Genomic DNA, 24,658 nt, shown 5'->3' with positions numbered 1-24,658 from the left:
CTAAAGAGAATGGACCTGAAAATCAGCAAAATGACCGAGCACTATGCAGCTGAAATTACAAGCTGGAAGTATGAACCTCCGTATGATTTTTACAACAACTCTACGACTACTGAAGGGATCGGAGAACTAATGGATCACCCTTATTACGTTATACTGGACGCGACTGGCGAGCTGGCTGGATTTTTCTGCGCCGGTAAATCGGCACAGGTGCCGGCTGGAGAAAAATTTGGAGCTTATTCAGAAGGATTCACTGATATTGGCCTTGGGATGAAACCGGAGTTGACTGGAAAAGGGTTCGGCTTTGCGTTCTTTTCACAGATCCTTGAGTATTTACACGGTACGCTTCCGGGGGAATCCTTCCGGCTTACAGTGGCAGCATTTAATGATAGGGCGATCCGTCTTTACCGGAAAGCGGGTTTCAAGGAGTCGATGCGTTTTTACAGGGGGGACATTGAATTCATTGTTATGGAAAAGGTTTAAGAAAATCGGCTATCGTGAATCTTTTAAAGAATTTATTCGTAAACAATAGTTAACTTATGGAAAGAGGGGAAATGAAAGTGAGAACTTCAACGATTTTAAAATGGGTTACCGGCGGACTTGAGGCGTTGCTGGGAATCCCTGTGCTCGGCGGCCTTATCATTCTTTCTACAGCCTGGACGCCTTTATTTCTTATGGCCATCCTGCATATTGTCACGATTGTATTCGCTGTAAGGGAAGATGAGACAAAAGCGGGAAATATCCTTGGCCTTGTCACATCGGTGATTGGCTGGATTCCTTTCGTCGGCATGGTCATGCATATGATATCCGCCGTCGTCATATTGCTTGATGCCTACAGGGCAAATACAAGAACCTACCATCAGTATTAAAAAAAAGCAGGCTGCCCGGTACTTCCCGGCAGCCTGTTTTTGTCTATAAAAATATCAATTGGTAAAGTGAAGGCCAAACCTATAAACCTTCAATGGGTTGATTTTACTTGTCGAAGGCTCCGTATTTTTTTTCGATGGCCACAAGCTGGAAGCGGGCATGGAAGATGCCCACGACGATAAGCATAGCTGCGAATCCGACAGGGCCTGCGATATGTACGCCAATTGTCTGGGTGGAAATATAGCCAATCATTGCCCCTGCACCGCTTCCGACGGTTCCAATCAAAATAAGCCCTTTGCCAAATTTAGTCTTGGGAGAATGGATTTCATCCAATAATCTTTCGGCAAATTTATGGCTTATAACAATCGCTAAGAGCATTAGTAACAGCAATAGTATGCCGGGAAGAAGTTTGCCGTAAGCCCTGGCGATAGTCAACGCAAAGAAGAGCATCATGGAATCGGTGAATAACAGCACCAATCCCAGCCGCCAATTTAGATAATATTGGAGGTTCTTTACTTTGGTAACTACAGAGGCGGCAACCATCACCGAGCTTGCGATGATGCCAATTATTACAGCGGTATCACTTTTATCCGGATAGAACATAAAGGAAAAAATACTGATGAGAGGGAATAACGCAAATGGGATGACATTGTTCGAAAGCGGGTCCTCCCGGTACGGTCCTAAATTCATTTCGCCACCTCCAGAAATAGTTACTATTGAAATATTTTATCATCATTCCATATTGTTGATTTAATGATACAAGTACCAGCCCAAGGCCGCCTGCTTGGGATTGGGAGTGTTGGAATTCTTAACGTTTCAACCATTTACTCCAGAATTTTCACCTGGATTACCTTCCCATGTTTCCCCTTCCCTGGGGGTTCCTTCCCAGGGAGCGCCCCGCTCAAAGGCTTCTCAGCGAAAAGTCACCAAAAGCCAAAATCAAGCAATGGACAATACAGCAGCTATATTCTCACGTGTTTGTGCACACGACAACCCCAATTCTCCTCTCTATTTTATTTTAATAAGCTAAAATGTCTGGCTGTCCATATTTCCAGGAAAAAGCTTGATTTCGTGGAGAATCAAGCTTCCTCATTTCTCTTTTCCTTAATCTGGATCAAGTGGTTTTTCCGAATGAATGGCAGGCCCACTCCGACCACTACAGCCGCAACGGGAATACCGCTGTCCCCGCCCAGCCATTCCAAAAGCGAGATTGGTACATAAATAGCATAGAAAAAAATCATCATGAACAAATAAAACCTTTTCCAGCTCTTTTCCGATTTCATCTGGCCTCTCCACACCTTTAATTGAGGTTTGATATCCTTTGTATCCAGGGATCTTTTAGTTCTAACATTTGGCGTAAAAACGTAAGAACTAGTTAAGCAGAATCAGAGTTTTTGTAAAAATCATATGGCCAGCCTGGGAATTCTGCATTTCTAAAAATAAAACAGGCTGCCCTTCAATCGCTGGAAGCCTGCGTTTGTCTATAAAAAACTCAATTAGTAAAGCTGAATTGTTTTTCAAGGACTTGCATTTCATTCCTTTCCAATTCCCAATCCACATATAGATATGTAAGCGAAAAAATGAATAATGGCATAATAAATGAATTGATTATAAGCAGTGCCATATTAATGATAAAGAAGGAACTGGTCAATCCAGCACTTAGAAAGAAAACAGTACTGCTTAGGATGGAATCCACAAGGATAAAAAGCAGCAGCAATAAGAGAATCTTTCCAAAGGATTCCCGGGTGAATTTCACCGTTCTCTTGGCTGCCCGCCACGGCCGCCTCTCCCTTAAAAAAAGGATCTGGGTAAAAGCAAGCAGGAAAAATGCTAAAATGATTCCCGGAATTAGGAAAAAGACCAATCCTGCAGCAATCCCGATGGCTGCTAGCAGCCCAGCCACATAAATCCTGTGCGCTTTTGAAAAAAAGTCATCCACTATTTTCCGAAAGCTGACATCATCCTCTTCTTCATCCTGTTTTAAAATGCTGATAAAAGGAATTTCGATTAAAGGGAGCGCAATAAAAATAAACATCACCTGGATTATGCTCGTCCAAAGCTGGTTCCCGAATAATTGGAACGGGGCAGATACATAATTTACAAAAAATGTATTCGTAAGTTGAATAGGCAACGCGAACAGCAAAATCGCCCAGAAAACTTTGCTGAAGTACAGCCGGTATAGTGCAGCTGCTTTTTTTAATGCTAAAAACATATTCATTCACCCCGCTTTGGATTGCGAATAAGCGCAATCAATTCTGACGCGTTGTCTAATTCATCAATAGGCTTATCTTCCCGGACCATCTCCCTTAGTTCCGCCATATCTTCCCCAGTTGGCGAATCGGAGGCCAGCAAATTTTTTTCCTTCTTTTTAATCGAGATGTAATCAATCAGGATGGAAGGACTGGATAGGAGCTGGCTTTCCAGGTAGCTTATCAACGCCTTTCGGCTTCTTTCACAATCTAGCTGCTCCTGGTTTTGCCTGACCGCGGCCCTCGAGGTTTCGACCACGTACTGCCTCAGCTGTTTTTGCTCCGTTTCCGAAACATACTCTGTCTCGTTCGCATGGTCGACCAAGTCAACCGCTTTTCTAAAATACTCTTCGATAAGCAGTTGATCCTCAACTATCTTTTCGCATGCGGTTAGGAATCTTTGAAGATCTTCCAAATTAGACCCTGAGAGTTTGTTCCCTAATTTTCGTTCGACTGATTTTAAATTTTGGACAAGGCTTGAATAATTTTGTTTTGTTTTTGATTTGGCCCATCGCTGGACAGTTTCCAGCATGGAAGTCCAGGAAGTATGATAGACGGTTACAATCAACATCGGCCGTGTCATCTCTTCATGGCCAGGAACCTCGCCATCTTCCCTTACAAATAACATTTCCTTCGATGGGGCGTACACAAAAACATAATAGAATTGCTCTTTATAATGGAACTTCGATGGCAGAACATCTATTTTTTCATTTCTTGTATTAAATTTTTCAGCGATCTCTTTTATATCCACTGGCAAATTCTGAAGGGTAATCATTTTGGAATCTCCCTATTTCCTTGGATTGCGGATCCGCGCAATCAGTGCCTCCGTACCATCCATTTCATCAACCGGCTTATCTTCCCTTACCATTTCTTGGAGTTCAGCCATGTCTTCCCCAGTTGTTGAATTCAGGGTTAACAAATTCTTTTCCTTTGATTTAATTGATAAGTAATCAATCACAATGGAAGGAGTAGATAGCAGCTGGCTTTCCAGATAGCTTATCAAAGCCTTCCGGTTTTGTTCACAGTCCAGCTGTTCCTGATTTTGCCTGACAGCAGCCCTTGTCATTTCTACGACATATTGCCTAACAAGTTTTTGCTCCTCCTCGGAAACGAACTCGGTCTCATTAGCCTGGTTAATTAAATCAAGTCCTTTATGAAAACAATCTTCGATAATCCTTTGATCATTCAAAATTCTTTTACAGGCAGCAAGAAAGCGTTCAAGATTCTCCATTTCATCCCGCGGTGCCTTATTTTTAATTTTGATGCTGATAGATTCAAGGGATTTGATAAGGGCAGAATAATTCTTTATGGTTTTTGAAGATACCCACCTCCTGCCAATGGTCAAAATAGTATTTCCAGAATTCTCATACACTGACACAATTAGCATGGGCCGTTTTACTTCTTCAAATAAAGGAACCTCTCCATCTTCGGTTATAAACAGTGTCTCTAACGAAGGCAGATAAGTAATTGGGTAATAGACAACATTCCCATAATGAAATTTGGAAGGAAGCACATCCAGCTTTTCTTTTCTGTTATTGAACTGCTCGGCAACCTTTTTGATATGTTCCGGTAAGACATTATAAGTAAGCATATAAATCTCCTTTAAAACCAGCCACCAATGGCCTTTCCTATGTTACCTATTCCCTTTGCCACTCTGCCGGCACCATCCATTACTGCCTTTGCCCCGTCCTTGATTCCCTTTATCGGGTTTTTAGCAAAGGCTGCAATTGCTTTCCGATGCTGGTACAGCTTTGCTCCAGCCCACAGCAGGCCGCCAGCAACTGCCATGCCAGCCGCAATTGGTGCTCCCACGCCTGTAGCCGATGCAATTACGGCGCCAGACATCAGCATCTCTCCGATGTTGGCGACTCCTTTGGTAGTTTCACCCTTTTTGAAATTCGAATAGGCTTCACCGGCTGAAAGTACAAGGCTGATTCCTGCGGTCCAAGGCGCAATCTTTCCTCCAATTCCAGTTGTCAGCTTTGAAGGGGCTTTAGAAACATCATTAAAAAAACTACCTGTTGTTGCCAACCCATTTTTAATGCCCTGTGCACTTCTTAAAGTGTCCTTAGCAGATGCAGTAGTTTTGACTGCATTCCAAGCCGCCTTAATTTCATCCTTTGTCTTAAAATAACCCTGGACTGTTTTATAGTTGTCAACTGCGGTAAACGAGTCCAATGTGGCGAGTGCGATTTTGGAACCGTCATCTTTGCCAGTAATGGATGCAGCAACAGCTGCCAGAAACGATTTTTCAGCGACCTTGCCCCAATCCATATTTTTAAGGGTATTATTTGCGGCAGTTTTCTGCCATTCACTCGGCCAGTTCAAAAAATGAGGACTTGCAGTTTTTGCAAATTCGTCTACTGAACCCATTATCATACTTTTCCCGACTACTTTTCCGGTCTTATACCAAGGTGAATCGATATAGGTTTTCGGGGGTCCTTCATCCCCGGAACCACCTGGTGTAACCGTGGTAACGTTGTTGCCGCCTGGGGCTTCGCCAGGAGGAGTCGTGGTATTCCCGCCAGGAAGCTGACCTCCGGGAAACTGGCCGGTGGATGTTCCCCCATTCCCGCCGGGGTTTTGCCACTGAGGTCCGGTTTGCTGTCCTGGATTCTGCCACTCGGGAGCGGTTTTCCAGGAGGAATCCTGCCATTCAGGGGCTGTTTTCCATGAGGGGTCCTGCCATTCAGGGGCTGTTTTCCAAGCCGGGTCCACCCACTGCGGAGCGGTTTTCCATGTTGAATTTTCCCATTGCGGAGCATTGTTCCAAACAGGTCCGTTCCATTGGGGGCCATTATTCCATTCACCCCATGCAAATGCACCTATTAGCCACGGGCCTGATTGAACAAACATAACCGCCATAATGATAACAAAGGAAACTATAACTCTTCTCATTTTTTTCATATCATTCACATCCATTCCTCGGGATGAAAAATTAATAGGCCCAGGTAACGAAAGTTCAATTACGGTAGTGTAAGTTCCCTATTGCTCCAACCTGAAAGGCTCTTAATAAACTCAAACTTTGGCCCCTGCCCGCTCTGTCTGATATTCCTTTTATCATCCGGAAAAAGCTCGTCAAAACCCAGCGCTTTAAATGCTGCCGCTGTCTTGACTTCCACACGATTATTATGATTAAAAAGGAGAATCCTGGTATTTGAAACTTCTCCTCCATTGTCTTCAATATTTTGCTGAACTAGATAGGGGATTTCATTGGATGATTTCCGAAGGCCTGCGCTGATATAATCACTCAGAATTGGATTTCGGCCGAGCTCTCGTTTCAGGACTCGGTCCACAGCCTTATACCGGGCCTCAAGGTCAGAAAAATCAGGATGGGAATTTTTCAGGCGATCTGTTTCCTGGCTGATTTTTTCATTGATGGATTCGGAAAGGAAATCCTCCACCACCCCAATCAATGAACGGTCATAGTCGTCAACTGCGCGCTGAAGATTTTCGTAAATATTCGCACTTGCGACAATGCTGGCCTGTTCCGCATTGTTGGCGGCCTTTTCCTTATAAACGAACACATTGGCAAAACTGCCAACTATGATGAACATCAGGGCCATAATGCTTATTGAACCCAAGATAAACAGCATCGTGTTTCCTTTATCGTTTTGAACTGCTTTTATCATTCCATCACCCGGCCGCTGATTGTTCTTGAAAAATTAATTGGCGGCAGATAGCCCGCCCACTTTTTGGGAAGAAATAATAAATGCATATCTACATTTACGGTCATCGTGAATTTTTTATTGCCGGATGGCGCAGCTGATCTCAAGCTTAGATTGTTCCCGGCATTATCAATTACTTTCCTTGCCGCATTTTCTGCTTCCACCGAATCTTTTGTTACGGAATAAACTTTTGCTGCCTCATTTGCTGCAGACTGTGTAATGATGACAGCATATCCTGCAACAAGGAACTGCCAGAAAATCAGCATGATTAGTAAAACGAGGGGGACCATTGAAAGGAATTCAATGGTCGCCGAACCTCTTTCATCATTCAAAATGGCTTTGCCTTTCACCTGAAAGTCCCCCTGCCCTTTATTTCTGAGAGACATTTTCCTCATAAATAGTGTCAATTTCAGTTAAGGTTGAATTTAAATCCTGCTTGTTAGAATTAAGGAGTGTTTTTTCAAGTTCTTTTAGCAGTGAAAGTTCTTTATCAAAGAATTGTTTAGCTTTATTAAAGACCTCTTTGTTTTGTTCGCTGGTGATTTTCTTTTGGTTTTCGAGGTATACAAGTGAAAATTGAACTAGGTATTGTTCCTCGAAAACTTTGAATTGCCATTTATTCGTTAGATCGAATATATCCATTTGCTGCTGGTTGGATTTATTTATCGCATTCAAAGATTCTTTACTTTTCCAATCAATCCAAGCCTTTGATTCCTGAACGGATTTCTGGAATTCACTCTGGAGGCCGTTTTGGTCTTGAACGTTTTTGTAGACTCCGCCTGCAGCTTTTGCAATTTTCTCAAGCTGTTGGGCATCTTTTGCATTTACGTCAAACCCAATAATATTCACTACCGGGTCAATTCCTGAGGCCTTCAGGCTTTCCGCGGCTGCAACTGGGTTTCCTCCGCATGTTTCAATTCCGTCACTCACAACATAAATGATATTTTTATTCTCCTTGCCTTTATAGGCTGCAAGGTCATTTTGGGCTGCCTTGATTGCCTCAGCAAGAGGCGTCCAGCCAGCTGGCTTGAATTTTCCAAGCGCGGCGTCAAGTTCTGAAGCATTGAAGGTTTGCGGGCTGTAAACCAGCTCATTAGAACCACATGAAAGCTTTTTATCTTTCTCAGATCCTGTTCCTTTATGCCCATACACGCGAAGGCTGATATTTGCTTCTTTCGGGAGGGATGCAGCGAACTTCCGAATTGCCTCCTTGGCCAGCTCCATCCGGGTTTTTGATCCCAGTTTATTGGCCATGCTTCCGCTGGAATCGAGAAGAATTTCAACATTATAGGCCCTTTTTTCAGCCGGTGCATCCTGGGAACCAGGCGTGGTGCCAACCTGCTGGGCCTTAAAGGCTTCCCTCGGATCTTCATAACTTCGTTTATATAAAGAATAAAGATGTTTTAGAAGGTTGTTTAACTCTTCTTCGTTGGCATCTTCCGCTATTTTAGGAATTGCCTCTAATTCAGCCTTGGTATCGTCGTCAAAATCCTGTGCCTTTTTTTCGGAAAATTTCCCGGCAGGATATTCCAATGCCTCTACAAGATTGGCGGGAAGTTCTGGGGCGTCCGAACCAAACGTACTGCTGTTTACATCCGGCTGTTTGGTTGTTTCCTTTTCCTTAGCTTTTGCCGCCTGTTCTTCCTTGACAGGTTTCTTTACTGTCTCCTTATCCTGCTGGCAACCCGTTAACAAAGCGAAACAGAGTGTCAGCGCAGCTAGTTTTCTGTAATGTTTGAACATCAAACTCCCCCAGGTAAAAATTATAGTTAGTCTCCGATTTTACCGATCATGGTTTGTAGTTTCCCGACAATCGTGCTTGCAAGGCTTGCCCCTTGGCTATCCATCGCTTTGGAAACAGTAAACATCAAAGCAACAACAACAGCCGCCAGTCCAACCCATTCAATAGTAGAAACCCCTCTTTCATCCGCAATCCTTTCTTTTACGTTTAGATAAAAACGAGTCATCATTTCATTAAATTTTGCTTTCATGTTAGGTTCCTCCTAATTAATAAATAATAGATTTATAAAATCCAAGAAAAAGACTGCCGCGGACAATTAACTATGAATCCCGCAAAGCACCACCCCTTTCAAGATTTTGATTATGACTCAGTAAAGAAATTAAAAAGGCTGTTCTCCCCATAAATCATGTTTAATATCACAAGCCCAATTATCATGAGCATGATTAAAGGGGCAATGAGAAATGATGTAATGAGTGTTACCTTTGGCGATGCTTTCGCTGCCTGCTCTTTGACCTGTTCCAGGCTGATCCTTCTGATTTCTTCAGCCTGGTCCTTAAAGGTTGCCGCTATAGGCACTCCAAGTCTTGTAGCCTGGATTAATGATTTGATAAAGCTTTGAAATTCTTCATTGTCATTCCTGGATTGAAGGTGCTGATAGGCTATCTCTCTCGGAACGCCCAGTTCGATTTCCTGAATGAACTTGGTAAATTCATCTCTTATTGGGCCAGAAAAGTACTTCAAAMCCTCTTTTAGCGCCCCGTCAAGGCTTGAACCCGCCTGCAGGCTGATGCTAACTGTATCTAAAAAGTCGGGCAGGTCGCGCCTGAGCTGTTCCTGCCTTTTTTTCGCCATCGACCGGATAACCAAAATCGGTAGGAAAAATCCCGCCACAGGAAGAACAACAAACGCCATATTTGCCAATGGAAATCCGATGACTACCATCATTGTTCCGATAATAAAACCGATGATGATACAGACAATCTTAAAGCCTTGAAATCTCGGAACAGACATTTCATATGGATTGCCAGCTTTCACTAACAGATCCTTGACCTCTCCCGATTCACTAAAGAAGTTAACCCTTTCTCCGATCGAGGAAAGATCATCCGCATAACGGGCAAGAAATTTGATTGAACGATCTGTAAATGTATCTTTTTTAGGTTTTATAAAGGAAGACGCTGCAACAATTTCATTGAGATGGCCTGCCAGTATTTCCTTTGCTTTTATATATTGATACCAATTAACAAGGCTTAATAACAGGAACAGCAAAAAGAGCATGACGGAAAATAGAATAATAGAGTCCATGTTTGCTTACACCTTTATATTTGTTACGGCTCTTACCAACAGGAGTGAGATAACCATCCCTACAAGGAAGATGCCGGTTAAAATTGCCCCGGGGAGGGTAAAAATCAAATCCAAAAAACCGTCCATCATGCTGTTCAGCATGAATAATAGAAAGATAGGCATAGCTGGAAGGATATAGGAAACAAACCTTTGCTCCGCTGTCGCAGTTTTTATGGTCTGCTGCAGGATTTTACGTTCTTCAAGTGTGCGGGCCATTTCTGATAATACCTTTGTCAGGTTTCCGCCTGAACGTTTCTGAATCATTAGTGCGGAAATGAATAGTTTGAATTCCCTTGTCGGTACTTTTTTTTCCAGCCCCTTTAGGGCTCGTTCAAACTCAACGCCAAGCCGGAGATTATGCGCAAGTTCCTTAAATTCCTCTTTTGCCGGCGATGCTATTTCCGCAGCCACCAGTTCAATGCCCTGATTAATCGTCAGTCCCGCTCTCGTGCTGTTGCTCAAGAGCCTGCATACTTCGGATAATTGCCCATTCAGCCTTTCAAAATATTTATTGCGGCGAACTAGAAACAGCAGGAAATAGGATGCCGCGCAGGCGATGGCTGAAATGAAAATCCCCAATGAAAACGGAATATCGAAAAACCCGTTCATTAAAAGGACAATCGCAAACCAGACGAACAGCATGATGGCAAAGAATTCAGAGGGAAGAATCGCAATATTGGCATAACTCAACTTCTGTTTAAACTCCTCTGCGTATGGGGTTTCATCGAAACGGTCTCCGAATTTGGAGATAACACTTTTCCGGTTGTCCTTCTTTTCGAACATTCCTTCAAACTGCCTGCGGATTTCCCGTTTTTCCTTCCGGTAGCCCAGGAAATTGTACATCCCCCAGATCAGCGTCAAAACCGACAGGGTCATTAAAATGAATATTTCCATTCCATTCACCCCCTCGAATGAAACAAATTATCAGGAAGATTAATTCCAAAGATTTTGATTCGCTCTATGCATCTAGGCGCCAATCCGGTAGAAGTAAAGTATCCTTCGACCTGTCCGTTTGATTTCATGCCGGTCCTCTTGAATTTAAAGATTTCCGTGATACTGATCTCTCCGTCATCCCGGCGGTGGATTTCACAAATGGAGGTAATCTTCCGTGAACCATCCGTCAACCGTTCCGCTTGGACAATGATGTCAAGTGCTCCGACTATGTATTCCCTAACAATATGGGTTGGCAGGTCCATTCCCGCCATAATAACCATTCCTTCTACCCTTCGGAGTGCATCGAAAGGGGTGTTGGCATGAACTGTTGTGATGGATCCTTCGTGGCCAGTGTTCATTGCCTGGAGCATATCGAACGCTTCTGCCCCGCGGACCTCACCGACGATAATACGGTCCGGTCTCATCCTTAGGGAGTTCTTGACTAGATGGCGAATTGTGATTTCACCTTGGCCTTCCATATTTTCCGGGCGTGCTTCGAGGCCTACCACATTGGGCTTCTCAAGTCTCAATTCCGCAGAGTCCTCTATCGTAATCACCCTCTCCCGCGGAGGAATCGAGTTGCCAAGAACATTTAGGATGGTCGTTTTTCCGCTGCCTGTTCCCCCTGAAATCAGCACGTTCATCTTGGCTTTTACAATCGCGTTAAGGAAAACAGCCATTTCATTACTCAATGTTTGAAATTGAAGCAAATCTTCCATCCTGAAAGGTTCTTTCCTGAACTTCCTGATTGAAACAAGCGGACCATTCAGGCTGATTGGCGGAATAACGGCATTTACACGGCTCCCGTCCGGCAGCCTGGCATCGACCATTGGTGAACTTTCGTCAATTCTTCTTCCAAGGGGGGCGACAATTCTGTCAATGACATGCCGGACATGGCTGTCATCTTTAAAAGAAACGGGAACCTGCTGGAGCTGTCCCATTTTTTCAATAAAAATTTCATTATGGCCATTAATCAGGATTTCTGTTATAGCCGGATCATTCAAGAGTGGTTCCAGAGGCCCATACCCAATGGACTCATCGATAATCCTTGTTAGAAGTATCTCTTTGTCATGCCTTGGAAGAATGATTTTTTCTTCGCTCATGAACGTACTGATGAGCTGCTCAATCCGAAGCTTCATTTCCCCTTGCGGAAGGCTGGTGAGAAGTTCAAGATTCGCTTCTTTTAAGAGCCTTGTTTTATAGTGGTCGACAAGTTCTCCGATATACTGGTTTTCATACGCAGCCTTATTTCGCCCTGAGGGTTGCAGCGTTAATTTTCTTTCGGTTTTCCTTTCGAACAATGACATCTGCCATCAATCCTTTGAGTTTATTCCAAAATAAAGCTGACCCATTTCCTGATTTCTTTTGCAAAAGGAACAAGTTTCTTCTCGTTCGGCTCTTTCCGGAACGGAATGCTCTTATTGATATGCGCCTGGACGCCCTTGACATCCCTTGGGAGTTTCGCCTGGATTGGGTAGTCCGTCAGGCTTGCGATGTCCTTCGGTTTAATCTCATTCTCGCGCCCGACTTCATTCAGCAAAAGTTCCATCCTTCCGTGCTTTTCGATGCCAAGCCTTTCAAAAAGGACTTCTACCTGCTTCAGCATGCTGACTGAAGGAGTATCAAGATTCAGTACATAAAAAATTTTGTCGGACTCCTCGAGGGCCGAGTATGTATGTTCATTCATTGCAACCGGTAGGTCAACCAGGACAAAGTCATAGCTTCTCCGGCAGGTCCTTAACAGCGTCGAAACAAACCCTTCCGGAAGGTTTTCCGCAACTTCCGCATCCCTTGGGCTCAGCAGAATTTCCAGCCTGGAGAATGGTTCCTTTTGGGAAACATTCCGGATGTGCCCTTCATTCAGTTCATTTATGACAGGGAGTAAATCCGCGATGGATCGGTTTGATTCAATAGATAAATAGGTCTCCACTCCCCCAAACTGGAGATTCAGGTCAATGAGAAGGACCTGGGCAGTTGATTCAAATTTCAGCGTCTGGGCAAAGGCAGTAGAAATAATCGTTCTCCCGCTTCCCCCTTTGCCGCTGTAAAAGGAGATAATCCTCCCCCTGCCCCGTTTAAAGGACTGGCTGGCAGAAGCCGTTTCATTCAACTGCTGCTTGTGCTGGAGCGCCATCTGCACAAAGTTTTCCATCCGTCCGAACAGCATCGCATTTTCATCCGGAAGGACAAAATAATCAATGACTCCTGACCTTGTTACATTCCGGAGCATGTCAAAGTCCGGAGATAGTGCAATAAAAACGATTGGAAGAAGAGGGTTTACCAAGTGGATGTATTCGATTAAATCGATTGAGGCATCCTTTTCATCTTCAACGAGGAAAACCAGGTCCGGCGCAATCCGGTCCAATTCGGTCCTGGCCTCCCGGTATGCAAGGACGTCCACACTTTCAAATTCCGTAAAAAAGCCTCTTAGCATATTGATGGATTGTTCCTGATTTCCTATAAGCAGGATTTTAATATCGGCGTTCATGTTCGTCCTCCAAAACAGGTACTTTCTATTTTCGGAAATTTGCTATATCTATAAAAATTAAAGTTATGTTTTTCGCGATGCTCGACCTAAGCTCAAGGCACTTCACTTTCCGCGGGCCGTCTATTTCTTTGGATCTGGATTTTTTGCGGGTTCTGTTGGCTTAGCCTGTTCAGCTGCTTCCTTTTTGGTAGGTTCCGTTTCAGCTTTGTCAGGAGCAGCAGGCGGTGCTTCTGCCGGCTTTTCGCCAGCAGGCTGGGCAGTGATCTCCTCGCCTTGCCCTACATTCGCTTTTAATATCCTTAGGCTGTCCGCGTAATTCTGCATATGTATAAGCCGGGGTGCGTCATCTGCCGGAACCTCCACACTAATTCCTGAAATCTTGCTTTTATTTGCAATGACCGCAGAGACAAGGACGTCTTTCATGAAAACCTCAGTTATTGGTTCCTGCCCCTTAATTCTTTGTGAAACAATGATATCTACCCGGTCCAGGGCCTGGAGCGGCTGATCAGCCTGAGTCCTTTCACCGTAAAACAACGTAACCAGCCGATCGTTTTCACTTCTAGTTTCCGAAACGGGCTTGATCATATTTTTTGTAATCATGTCATCTTCAGATAATGGGACGACCAGCACCTTATTTATTAACTCTTTCACATCGGTGACATGGGCATTGTTAACAAACCGGTTTGGTATCTCCACTACCTTCACCTGGTTAGGCTGGATTAGAGATCTTGACGGAATTTGTGCAGCCGCAACATAAATTTTTGTCATTCCTCCCAATTCCGAATTGATTGCCTTTACTTTTTGCAGGAAAAACAACCCTGCCGATGAAGCCAATAAAAATGAAATAACCAGAAAAATAATAGCTCTTCTTCTAGACTCCAACATCCCTGTTACTCTCTCCCTGAAAAGGTTATTTTGTGTTTTATAAGAAGAAAATGGAAACTAGGGTCATATACCCCGTATTTAACTGTATTAAACTTGTTAATTATAAAAATAGTATTTACCGTTCACAATTTAGTCAAATTTTAGAAAAATGTCATATAGTGAAAAAGTCCTGTTTTCCAAGTGGGTTAGAATGTTTTTACCAGCCCTATATGAAAAATAGGACAGGAAATACTTACTTTGGCTTCAATAATATGGATAATAAAGGTAGGATTAAGTGAAAGAGGAAGGATTTTTTCTATGTGGAGTTTTTAGTGGGGCAGACACTGGAAAAAATAGTTACCTCCTATTTATTCATCAATAAAATTTAGGTTATTTGTCCTGATACGAACGCCTTGTCCCCCCGGTCCTTTTCAGCATACTTTATAGAAACTGAACAAGGGGGGAAGAATATGTCCAGGTATACGTGTAAAGATTTCCGCCGTGACCACCGCTTTTTCTGCAACGAGTTTGCGCCAATTTTGGCCACCGTTGAATCAGATCATAAGTGTGAGTGCGGCCACCCTATCGCAAATCGGGAGTTTTCAAAATGCTGCCGTAAAAAGCACCATGAGCATGATCATCACTGCGGCCACCGCCATCACCATCATCACTGCGGCTGATGAACGGGTATGATCTAGTAACCGAGGCAACCGCCACACCTCACTTTTCCATAAAAAAATATAAGCCGGCATTTTTCCCGAATTAAAAGGGAATGCCGGCTTTTTTATGCGCGCTATGTTGATTGCCTTTCAATCAGCTGGACAGGCAATTTATAAAAATGCTCCATGTCCGGCTGCTGTTCGATAATTTTTACTAAAGTGGTCGCGGCCAGTTCCCCAAGCTCATATATTGGCTGGGCGACCGTTGTCAGTTCCGGGGTTGTCGACTCCGATAGCATAATTCCGTCGAACCCCACAACTGCAATATCCGAAGGGACTTCCTTGCCAAGTTTGTGGATGGCCTTAATCGCTCCAATTGCGCTAAGGTCATTTCCGGCGAAGATTGCATCAATTTCCGGATGCCTCTGCAGGAGCCGGAGCGTCGATTGAATGGACGTTTTCATGTCGTAATTGCCATCGGCGATATAGGTCTCCTCGAACCACGGCTCGTGCCCCACCTCTTCAAGATAACCGGCACAGCGTTCAACAGCATTCGGAATATATCGGGGCCCGCGTAAATGGGCAATTCGCTTCCGCCCTTTTTTCTTTAAAAAGCTGACAGCCATGCTGGCGCCCTTCTTATTATCGACCATGATGCTCGGCAGTTCTTTGCTGATTTCCCGGTCAATGCTGACCAACGGGATATTGTACTTGGTCACCTGGGCGGCGTTCAATGTATTCGATGCGACAATCATTCCATCAATGTATTTCTGCATCATCATTTCAAGGTAGCCCTGTTCCTTCTCCCTGTTCTCGTCCGTATTGCACAGGATTACCGTGTATCCGAGCCGGGACAAGGTATCCTCAACCGCCCGCGCCAGTTCTGGAAAGAATGGGTTCACGATATCCGGGACAAGGAGGCCGATCGTTTTGGACGTTTTTTTGAAAAGGCTCCGCGCGACCGCATTCGGCCTGTAATCCAACTCGTCAATCGCCTTTTGCACCCTTTTACGGGCTTCTTCGCTCACATATCCTTTATCATTCAGGACCCGGGATACGGTCGCAACTGACACCCCCGCATATTTCGCAACTTCTTTAATAGAGGCCATTTTATCACTTCCATCTCTTGTGTAACCGATTACATAAAGTTTACATTTTCTTGGAAAAGAAGTCAATTTAATTACTTGGAAACTTTGTCCTGCAAAATGCCATGAAAAACTCCCTAGCCAAATTCGCGGGCATATTAGGGAAGTTCCCGCCTGCCAACTAAGACAGGTTGCCCGTTCCTCTTACCATGGTTCTCACATCAGCCCCAGATGGATTTTGAAATACTCGAAGGCCAAATTCCGGTGCAACCGCAAATAGATGGTCAAAGATATCGGATTGCACCGTTTCATACACCACCCACTGTACTGAATTGGTAAATGCGTAAATTTCCAGAGGTACCCCATGTTCACTTTGTGCCAGCTGTCTAACCATTAATGACATATTTTGATTGATTCCAGGGTGATTTTTGAGATAATTGCTGATATATGCCCTAAAAACACCAAAATTGGTCAAGCCTCTCCCATTCACCGGATTATTTCGATCGATTGCATTGCTGGCATTGTACTCGGCAATTTCCTTTTCCTTTTGAAGAATATAGTCGGAAAGGTAATGAACGTTTACAAATTTCTCAATCATTTCCTCCGTGCAAAACTTGATACTGCTGGTGTCTATATACAAGGAGCGCTTGATTCGTCGTCCGCCTGAGCTTTGCATCCCTCTCCAGTTTATAAATGACTCCGAAATAAGAGCATAACTTGGTAACATCGTAATCGTTTTGTCAAAATTTTGGACCTTCACGGTAACTAAAGAAATATCAATAACGTCACCATTTGCCCCATACTTTGGCATTTCAATCCAGTCACCAACCCGAACCATATCGTTAGCCGCCAACTGAATTCCTGCCACTAGCCCTAATAACGAATCCTTAAACACTAACATCAAAACTGCCGAGAGAGCACCAATACCACTTAATAGGATAAGGGGGCTCTCCCCTATTAAATTCGAAATAATTAAGATAAACCCGAGCGTCATAATAATAGTGTTAACCACCTGAAGATATCCTTTTATAGGCTTAACCTTGGATATTTCATAGGTTTGATAAATATCATTCAGTGCATTAATTACACTTTGAATGACCGCTAACCCTACAATAATGATATAGGTAATGGCCAATTTTCCGATTGTTGATTGATAGGTTGGAAAGGTTGAAGAAAATGAATAAATTATCGTCGCAGGAACAATGTGGGATAACTTTCGAAAAACTTGTCTTTCCAAAATGATTTTACCCCACTCGACTTTAAAGTTTGTAACCATACGAGTGATAATCCTAATCACGATCTTTTTTGAAATAAAATTTGCTGCGATACAGATAATCCCGATTAGCAGAATCTTAATCATAATCGAAAGAGGTTTCACTAATCTGGGATCTAGTTCCATATCCAGAAGTAGAGTATTAACGAATTGCATGTTTTCCTCCGTTTATCTTTGCATTAAAAGCAACTGTACGGGTAAGTATCAATATTGTCAACGCTATAAAATGACAAAAAATGGTTCATTACCCCATAGACGAAAAATTGCAGGCCTAAATCCAGAGTATCTCGTCACCCTAGATATGAAAAAGAGGCTTCCCATAAGTTTTCACAACATATGGGAAGCCTCTATTATAATCCTCTTTGTTAAAACAATGTAGCATTTTACTCTCATCTTACTAAAAAACCCAATCCCACCAATGTTTGAGGGGCAGATTACATCTGGCCGCCCATAAGGTGAGAGTCGGCATTGATTGTTCCTGTATAAATGCCCGGTTATGCTTTTCGAGGTGTTCCTTCAGCATTTGATACAATTGCATCGATTTGGATTAACGCATCCTTTGGTAAAGCTGACACGCCAACTACTCTTCGTGCAGGAGTACCTTTCGGGAAGAATGTTTTGTAAGCTTCGTCTACAGCATCAATATCCGCGATATTTTTCACGAAGATATTCACTTTAACGACATCTTTCAAAACGTGGTCGATGCTTTCTACAATTGCCTTAATATTTTTCAAGCACTGTTCAGCCTGCTCTTTAACGCCACCAGCAACCAATTCGCCTGTTTTTGGATCCAACGGCAATTGAGCTGAAAGGTGATTGTAATGAGAGAACGCTACAGTTTGTGTAGAAAGAGAATCCTGTGGAGCATTTTCAGTATTGTTTGCCCAGATAACGATGCCGTGTCTGTCTTCAATCTCCTGTGGAGGTGTACCGTCGCCGTGCGACACGACTGCTTCGATTTGAACAGAAGCACCCATAGGTAAAGCAGCAGCTTGAACTGTTGTACGTGCAGGGAAGTAAGCCACAGCTCTAGCAATCGCTGAATCCGGGAAGAATGTTTTATAAACTTCATTTACAGCTTCAGTATCAGCCAAGTCTGTAAGGAAAACGTTGATTTTAACGATATCGTCAAATGGAACGTCGATGCTTTCCAAAATTGCCTTGATGTTCTTCAAGCATTGTGCAGTCTGCTCTTTGACACCGCCAACCACCAATCTGCCCGTTTTGGGATCGATAGGCAATTGAGCTGAAAGGTTATTGTAATGAGAAAAGGATACAGTTTGTGAAGATAGAGGGCATACTGGTGCATTTGCCGTGTTATTTGTAAGTTTTATGAGGTCGCCTGCTTGTGGCGCGTTTGGAATTGTACCTTCACCGTGTGATACAAGTGCTTCAATTTGCACCATAGCATCCATAGGCAAAGCTGCAACTGCAACTGTTGTCCGTGAAGGAACATAGGTTGGGAAGAATGTTTTATAAACTTCGTTTACAGCGTCAACATCTTTGATATCCTTAACGAATACAGTGATTCTGACAATATCGCTCATAACATGATCGATGCTTTCTACAATTGCCTTAATATTCTTAAAGCACTGTTCAGCTTGTTCTTTTATACCACCCGCTACCAATTGACCAGTTTTAGGGTCGATAGGTAACTGAGCTGAAAGATTATTGTAATGAGAAAAAGCTACAGTTTGTGAATAAAGACCGTTACCATTTGGAGCATTTTCCGTATTTCTTCCTAATACTGCGTTAAAGTTGCTCATGATAGTATTCTCCTTTTAGATAAATATTTACTAACCTAAAGTATGCACCAAAAAAGCCGGTTTAAACCATGGTTCCGTGATTGCAATGGCGAAAAACGGATTCGCCGAGAGAATTCTGTTCGTATAAAACCGCAACAAGCAAAGCGAATGGCTGGCTGTGCTCGTACCGATGCGACCTTTTGCAATGAAAAGTGACTTGGAATGGAAGACTGCTTTGGCTCAACCGATGGCTTTCTTCATGCAGTTGAAAACAATTCTCACTAGACACAGACTTCTTTTTTGAGCAAGTGTCAATTATAGCAGTCTTTATTCGTGTTGACTACTATTTCATTTTAATTCTTTTGAATTGAGGTTTTTTTCTGGACAACAACAGTTAAGGGGTGCATCAAACAGATAGAATCCTTTCGACGCACCCCTTGTTAAGCTAATTCATTAGCTATACAGTTACTTGTAAAAGGAACGAAAAAGAAGCTTCCCAAAAGTTTGCACAACTAATGAGAAGCCTCGATATAGCAAAATGTTGGAATTTAACTTTCGGCTTGCATACAAACCCAGTCATATTAAGGGTTCAAACGGCTTATTACATCATGCCGCCCCTAAGGTGAGAGTGTGTAATATCTTTAACGATGTGTGCGAAAAGTGTGGCAAATCTTGATTTTGTTAATTTTTGCCTGTAATATCTTTAACGGGGATTTACATTTTTTCACTGGATTGCGTTAGCAAAATGTTAGCATTTGGGTTTTCAGGTGATGCGTTATTTATTATTATAACGTACTAATTCTTATCTCATAAAAATATTGCACAATTGGATGCTTTAACTTCATCTTCTCGGTCATGTTTAACAATCGCTTTTTTCCAACCCGTCTGTCCACCAAAGCTAAAATATTCAATAGGATATCCTTGCTCTCATGCTTTCCTCTATAGAAATGGATAAAAACTTATTAGCTACAACGATAAAATTTGATCTACTTAATGATGACTGGGCTGACAAAAGCTCCTTCGCATACTCTGATAATTTTCTATTCCTTGCAATTACTTGTAGACGATCCTCAGGAACGTTCTCCTTGATTTCCTTTCTAACCGCTTCAATTTCCTCATTGTAGTTACCGTTTATTACAGAGGATGTCGTCAGCATAATGTTAACATGATTTTCTAAGTTAATGTTTGTATCATGACTAATAAAGTTTTAGTCACCTCAAAATATTCAAAAGTTGATGGTTCTATCCTACTTTAGGAAATTAATAGACTTGAATCCCAACTTGGAGGTGACCCATTTAGTTGACTCACAAGAGTAGTATACATCCCGGTAAGTCCATCTAAGAAACCATTATCATTTTGTTTAGAATTCATAATTAATTGATTAGGAGAAGATTCAACCTTTTCAAGTATAAAATTTATTAAGTTGTCTCTAAGTTTTACAAGATTAGCATTCTTTGTATCTTCATACATTCTATTAATAAGCAAAAGCATCCCAGAATAACCATGACATATAGAAAAGTCTTTGGTTGGCCATGTTTCTATTTTATATCTAGTAAGTCTTTCAAACACATCCGTACTTAGATTCATTAGTCTCTTATCATTAAGTGCTCTTCCTGCTAACCATAGTGCCCTTGCTATCCCTGGTGTCCCATAGCACCATGCATGATAGCTATTCGCTTTTGTTTCTTTTTGAGGATCAATCCTGCCTGGCCATAATAAATCACCTTCTTTATCCGCTACACAATGTTTCATTAGCAAAGTCACAATACTCTTTATCGCTTCTTCTTGCCCTTCGAGTTTTATCCCCATTAAAAAGGAAAGAGATAATAACGCTAACGGACCACTTACACCATGAGCAATACCTAAGTCAATTAGACCACTGGGGAAAGTTTGTTTGTCTCTTTCGAGCTGATTTTCTTGTTTAATATGCCAAAGGAACTTAATACCTGCCTCTGACTGATTAATTCTTGATAAGTCAATAAGATATCTTAAAATTAGCTCTAAATGAATGCACAATTCTTCATTAGTCTTTGCATGAATTAATAAATATCTCCCTATTCCGGTTGCTCCCAATATAGTGTCGTAATGAGAAACACTTAGTTCATTTTTCATATCCTGAATTTGCTTAATGTAGCTTTTTAATTCGATATTCAACTGATTGTTAATTACATTTAATAAGTTATTATAACCAAGATTCCATTCGATACTTTGTGTGGTTGCAAGTCCAAAACCACTCAAACCTTGCCAGAGAGATAATGAATGTAATCCTTCATTTTCAATTATGTTTTTAATCATAAAAAAACATTTATGATGGAACTTCTCATAACCTTGGTCCGGAAATAAATTTGACATTTCTCCTAAAAATAGTGAATGTCCTAATAAACCTTTTGAGAGGCTAATGTCATTCTTAGGTGGTATATATTGGTCTTCAATTAATGATTCCGCAAATAACTGAGCATAATACTTTATTTTTATCTTTTTGTCAGTTTCATTGATACCAATATTTCCAATGCTCATGACTCTTTCCACCTTTCGATATCAACGTTACTAACTAAACCATTAAATGTTTTTAAAGTATGCCTAGCTAGAGTAAGGAGCTTCAATTCATATACTCTATCCCTTCCAATTAGTCTATTTAAATGAAGGTGAACGAAGCTGGCTATTATATCATCCATGGTATTTGTTAATAAGGATTTATCTTCAATAGAAAGGATATATTCTTTTACTATCTTTCTTCTATCACTTAGCTGTTGGAACAATTCAGATTCAAAAGTATCTTTAACAATAGCATTATTAGAATATCGAATAATCACAGGTATTAACTCATCTTTAATTTGTCTGAAGTACATACTTTGATGCTTATGATTAGTTCGTTTGTTGAACCAATTCATCTGTTCATTCAAATCCAATTCGAAACTTTTCAAATAGTCAATAATACTTACAATTGCAAGGTTTTCAAGGCTCATACTAAGTTCTTTTTTTCTATTTTTATTTATCCATACTTCAACTAATTCAGAATCCTTAGCGAAAATCTGTTCAGCATGATTGATTAATCCAGAGCCGCCGTATCTCTCAATTTCCCTTTCATATGTATCAATTGTCACTTTATGTAGCAATCCCTCTTCAAATAATTTCTGTGTCCAATCTGATWTCTTGGGAAGTACTTGATTTGTTAGGATAATAGGATCTCCATTAAACCTTAATCTTATATGAGGGTCAGGGTCAGAATACCTCATAAAATAGCTTTTATTAATAGGAACCTGCGTACACATTTCATTAGAGAATTCAAATAGGTGGTTTCCTATAAGTTCATCTTCCCTCGTATCCGGACAATATAATTTAAGAAAAAGCCATTCACTACCTGGAAAAAAAATACGATCCTGGCTAATAATCGTTGTATTTCTTGGCAAATTAACAATATTCGCTTCCTTTTGTAATTTAACTAATGGAAATACTAGCTCAATTGCATGTTTATTTATATTATATAAATTCGAAAAATCCTCAATAAAAACAAGTCTGCCATCTTCCCCCAATGTATCATATACTTTTTTTAATTCTTTCAAATGCATATTATTATGAATGTCAATTAATAATTTATTATCGGCATAAGTTAGGTAAACAAATTGCTTCATACAATAAGCTTCTGTCCATTTTTTAAACTCAATTTGCCATGCCTTAAAAGTGTTTTCTTTATGAGAAAATTGATTTTTATAAAGTGTCCATCTAGCAGGAGAAAGTATTGTGTTTTTGTATCTTACCCTTGGTAAATATACAAAAGAGTTTAATAAACCCCAGTCAAATGGTAATAAGTTTCTCTGTTTTTCCAAAGAAATATCAAAAATAAATCTTACAACTGAAGGGGCTAAATTTGTGTTAACCATACTATTAAATATTGGTTCTACTATTTTGTTATATTTCTTTGACTTTAGATAAAAGTAATTTCCGTCAAAACCAACAAGCAAATCTTTTAAATCAATTATTTTATGATTATCTAAATCTTTTATGGGATTCTCAGTACAATTTATAAGGTATTTTCTAGAAGGTAAAGCTTGCAGTAAATTATTGATTCTTAATGTTACAGAGTTAAAAAGAACCTCTCCAAAAATGATATCCAATTTCTCTTCTTCGTGATCAATTAAAGGTTTTGAAATATCATTAAATTCTTTTTCCATTAATTTTGCAAAACGTCCAAAAGTTTTACCTGCATTATCAGAAGCAATTGCCCCACCGGATATTAATGTATAATTTCCATTATCGATATCTTCAGTGTTGTCGTAACAAAGGCTAAAATATAATTCCATTGAAGATGGATATTTCTTTTGATTTTTCTCCTGTTTAATCAAATCAAATTTTCCCAGTATTTCCTTTGTTAAAACTAACTCCTCTTTATTACTTTGAATTGCTTTAAAATATAAATCAGATATTATTGTATTCCGCTTCGTTTCCTTTACATGCTGCTTATTCTCATTTTTCATATGAGAATTGGTATAACCTGGAGGTGGCCCGAACTCGGAATCTTGGTCTAGTAATTCTAATAGTGGGACTTCTATATAATTACCATACTTTTCCACGAAATGTCTTTTATATGTCATTAGATTGGAAAAACCTCTACTATCATTAGGAGAAATTCTCCACATGACACTAGTGACCTCTTCAATTTCCTCTTTTACTTTATCGTTAATTTCCAAAGGTTCTTTTGATGTAAATTTCATATCTACATGCAATGGATCTTTAACATCCACAATTTTCCTCATTAAATTTACGGTATCAGAAAATAATTGATTTCCATCCCCTACTTGAACATTATTGTATTTGGAAATCATCTGTGCAATATTTTTTAATTTACTTGTTATATTTTCATTTTTATCTGAGCATTCAAGAACAGATATGATATAATCCAAAGGCTTTGATTCAAAATATGCAGGTTTCAAGTTAGTCAGCAATATATTATTTTTTACTAATGAATGGACATACTCTGCTACTTTCTTATAATCCTTTACCTTAAATTTTTCTATTACAAGATTTACAAGAGTCACAAACTCAATAGGATTTACACACTGGTCTAAAACATAGTTTGTTAGAGCATTTTTCGAAAATGAAAAATTGTTAAGGCTATCTTCATTTTGTGATTGAGCGCCTTTATTTGTAGGTAATTTGTATCTGTTTCCCATAGTATAAATAATATTATTCCTAACAACTTGCAGCTCACTTACAAGTTGCAAATTAGTATGTAAATCCTGAATTAATTTAGTTAGCCATTCCATATCGGGTTTAGCCCTTTTTAAAAAAAATTCAGATGAATTAATAGTAAGATTAGACTTATTAGAAAATGTTCCTATATTAATTCCCCCCATTATTCCGTAGGGAGTACACCGGGTCGACATTCTATTTATGTATTTAAACAATGACCTTTTTACTTTTTCCAGTTGTTTGTCATTTGAATTTAGGAAGTCTATTTCATTTAACGAATTTTTTAAAGAAGGACTAGAAACAGATATAGCTTCTTTTATTATTTCACTAATTCCATTCCTGTCTTTCACCAAATTAATTAAATCCGAATCGCTTTTCAAATTATAAAAATAGTTTAAAGGTAGTAATGGAATTCTGATCATATATTGATCTATACATTTATATAAATCTTTATCCATAGTTTGTATCGTAACATCCTTTACAATTTATTTGCATTTACGAATAAAAAAAAGCACCAAAACTCCCTAGGTGCCGTTTAACTTTATACGTATTACTGTT

Annotated in this window: 23 protein-coding genes and 1 pseudogene; 3 read left to right on the top strand and 21 right to left on the bottom strand. The window is 40.7% G+C overall.

Annotation, left to right across the window (positions count from 1 at the left end; genetic code table 11):
* Positions 1-9 precede the first annotated feature (9 nt).
* Both ADU24_RS01050 and ADU24_RS01045 read left to right on the top strand, forming a co-directional pair.
* A complete protein-coding gene (locus tag ADU24_RS01050; protein WP_053364893.1) occupies positions 10-480 on the top strand; it encodes a GNAT family N-acetyltransferase in 471 nt (156 codons plus the stop codon).
* Positions 481-557: 77 nt separating this feature from the next.
* On the top strand, positions 558-866 hold the full coding sequence (locus tag ADU24_RS01045) for a hypothetical protein (RefSeq protein ID WP_442853730.1): 309 nt from the start codon (positions 558-560) through the stop codon (positions 864-866).
* Positions 867-969: 103 nt separating this feature from the next.
* Here ADU24_RS01045 and ADU24_RS01040 read toward each other — a convergent pair whose 3' ends face one another.
* The 15 genes from ADU24_RS01040 to cpaB form a co-directional block, all read right to left on the bottom strand.
* Positions 970-1,554, bottom strand: a complete 585-nt coding sequence (locus tag ADU24_RS01040; protein ID WP_053364891.1) for a hypothetical protein — start codon at positions 1,552-1,554, stop codon at positions 970-972.
* Positions 1,555-1,943: 389 nt separating this feature from the next.
* On the bottom strand, positions 1,944-2,147 hold the full coding sequence (locus tag ADU24_RS01035) for a hypothetical protein (RefSeq protein WP_053364890.1): 204 nt from the start codon (positions 2,145-2,147) through the stop codon (positions 1,944-1,946).
* A 209-nt stretch (positions 2,148-2,356) separates the two neighbouring features.
* A complete protein-coding gene (locus ADU24_RS01030; RefSeq protein ID WP_053364889.1) occupies positions 2,357-3,076 on the bottom strand; it encodes a hypothetical protein in 720 nt (239 codons plus the stop codon).
* Between the two features lie 2 nt (positions 3,077-3,078).
* Positions 3,079-3,888, bottom strand: a complete 810-nt coding sequence (locus tag ADU24_RS01025) for a hypothetical protein (RefSeq protein ID WP_053364888.1) — start codon at positions 3,886-3,888, stop codon at positions 3,079-3,081.
* 12 nt (positions 3,889-3,900) lie between these two features.
* On the bottom strand, positions 3,901-4,704 hold the full coding sequence (locus tag ADU24_RS01020) for a hypothetical protein (RefSeq protein ID WP_053364887.1): 804 nt from the start codon (positions 4,702-4,704) through the stop codon (positions 3,901-3,903).
* A gap of 11 nt (positions 4,705-4,715) precedes the next feature.
* A complete protein-coding gene (locus ADU24_RS01015; protein WP_053364886.1) occupies positions 4,716-6,020 on the bottom strand; it encodes a hypothetical protein in 1,305 nt (434 codons plus the stop codon).
* Between the two features lie 59 nt (positions 6,021-6,079).
* A complete protein-coding gene (locus ADU24_RS01010; protein WP_053364885.1) occupies positions 6,080-6,745 on the bottom strand; it encodes a hypothetical protein in 666 nt (221 codons plus the stop codon).
* On the bottom strand, positions 6,742-7,131 hold the full coding sequence (locus ADU24_RS01005; protein WP_082306769.1) for a TadE family protein: 390 nt from the start codon (positions 7,129-7,131) through the stop codon (positions 6,742-6,744). The genes ADU24_RS01010 and ADU24_RS01005 overlap by 4 nt, the downstream gene beginning before the upstream one ends.
* A gap of 19 nt (positions 7,132-7,150) precedes the next feature.
* Entirely contained in the window at positions 7,151-8,524 is a 1,374-nt protein-coding gene (locus tag ADU24_RS01000) for a vWA domain-containing protein (protein WP_053364884.1), read from the bottom strand.
* A 26-nt stretch (positions 8,525-8,550) separates the two neighbouring features.
* Positions 8,551-8,772, bottom strand: coding sequence for a hypothetical protein (locus tag ADU24_RS00995; RefSeq protein ID WP_053364883.1), 222 nt, complete (start codon positions 8,770-8,772; stop codon positions 8,551-8,553).
* 110 nt (positions 8,773-8,882) lie between these two features.
* Positions 8,883-9,824, bottom strand: coding sequence for a type II secretion system F family protein (locus tag ADU24_RS00990; protein ID WP_053364882.1), 942 nt, complete (start codon positions 9,822-9,824; stop codon positions 8,883-8,885).
* 6 nt (positions 9,825-9,830) lie between these two features.
* Positions 9,831-10,757 (bottom strand): type II secretion system F family protein, encoded by a 927-nt coding sequence (locus tag ADU24_RS00985; protein WP_053364881.1) that lies wholly within the window; start codon positions 10,755-10,757, stop codon positions 9,831-9,833.
* Between the two features lie 5 nt (positions 10,758-10,762).
* Positions 10,763-12,103, bottom strand: coding sequence for a CpaF family protein (locus tag ADU24_RS00980; RefSeq protein WP_053364880.1), 1,341 nt, complete (start codon positions 12,101-12,103; stop codon positions 10,763-10,765).
* A gap of 20 nt (positions 12,104-12,123) precedes the next feature.
* Positions 12,124-13,284: an AAA family ATPase gene (locus ADU24_RS00975; RefSeq protein WP_053364879.1), complete on the bottom strand. Its 1,161-nt coding sequence runs from the start codon at positions 13,282-13,284 to the stop codon at positions 12,124-12,126.
* A gap of 120 nt (positions 13,285-13,404) precedes the next feature.
* Positions 13,405-14,169, bottom strand: a complete 765-nt coding sequence (cpaB, locus tag ADU24_RS00970) for a Flp pilus assembly protein CpaB (RefSeq protein ID WP_082306768.1) — start codon at positions 14,167-14,169, stop codon at positions 13,405-13,407.
* A 449-nt stretch (positions 14,170-14,618) separates the two neighbouring features.
* Here cpaB and ADU24_RS22850 point away from each other — a divergent pair, with 449 nt between their 5' ends.
* Entirely contained in the window at positions 14,619-14,828 is a 210-nt protein-coding gene (locus ADU24_RS22850; protein WP_156324481.1) for a hypothetical protein, read from the top strand.
* Between the two features lie 113 nt (positions 14,829-14,941).
* Here the strand turns inward: ADU24_RS22850 and ADU24_RS00965 are convergent, their stop codons facing one another.
* From ADU24_RS00965 to ADU24_RS00945, 6 genes and pseudogenes are all read right to left on the bottom strand, one after another.
* A complete protein-coding gene (locus tag ADU24_RS00965; protein ID WP_053364878.1) occupies positions 14,942-15,916 on the bottom strand; it encodes a LacI family DNA-binding transcriptional regulator in 975 nt (324 codons plus the stop codon).
* A gap of 157 nt (positions 15,917-16,073) precedes the next feature.
* Positions 16,074-17,321, bottom strand: coding sequence for a mechanosensitive ion channel family protein (locus ADU24_RS00960; protein WP_053364877.1), 1,248 nt, complete (start codon positions 17,319-17,321; stop codon positions 16,074-16,076).
* A 338-nt stretch (positions 17,322-17,659) separates the two neighbouring features.
* Positions 17,660-18,931, bottom strand: coding sequence for a RidA family protein (locus ADU24_RS00955; RefSeq protein WP_053364876.1), 1,272 nt, complete (start codon positions 18,929-18,931; stop codon positions 17,660-17,662).
* A 764-nt stretch (positions 18,932-19,695) separates the two neighbouring features.
* Positions 19,696-20,093, bottom strand: a pseudogene (locus tag ADU24_RS22445) (SF0329 family protein).
* A gap of 68 nt (positions 20,094-20,161) precedes the next feature.
* The gene (locus ADU24_RS00950) at positions 20,162-21,427 is read right to left on the bottom strand and encodes a lanthionine synthetase C family protein (RefSeq protein WP_053364875.1); all 1,266 of its coding nucleotides are present in this window, start codon (positions 21,425-21,427) and stop codon (positions 20,162-20,164) included.
* Positions 21,424-24,558 (bottom strand): lantibiotic dehydratase, encoded by a 3,135-nt coding sequence (locus tag ADU24_RS00945; RefSeq protein ID WP_053364874.1) that lies wholly within the window; start codon positions 24,556-24,558, stop codon positions 21,424-21,426. The genes ADU24_RS00950 and ADU24_RS00945 overlap by 4 nt, the downstream gene beginning before the upstream one ends.
* Between the last annotated feature and the right edge of the window lie 100 nt (positions 24,559-24,658).

This window comes from Bacillus sp. FJAT-27245 (assembly GCF_001273955.1).
In the GTDB taxonomy this organism is placed as follows: Bacteria; Bacillota; Bacilli; order Bacillales; family Cytobacillaceae; genus Bacillus_D.
The sequence above is the reverse complement of the archived record's forward strand: the minus strand, read 5'-3'. Positions and strand labels throughout refer to the sequence as shown.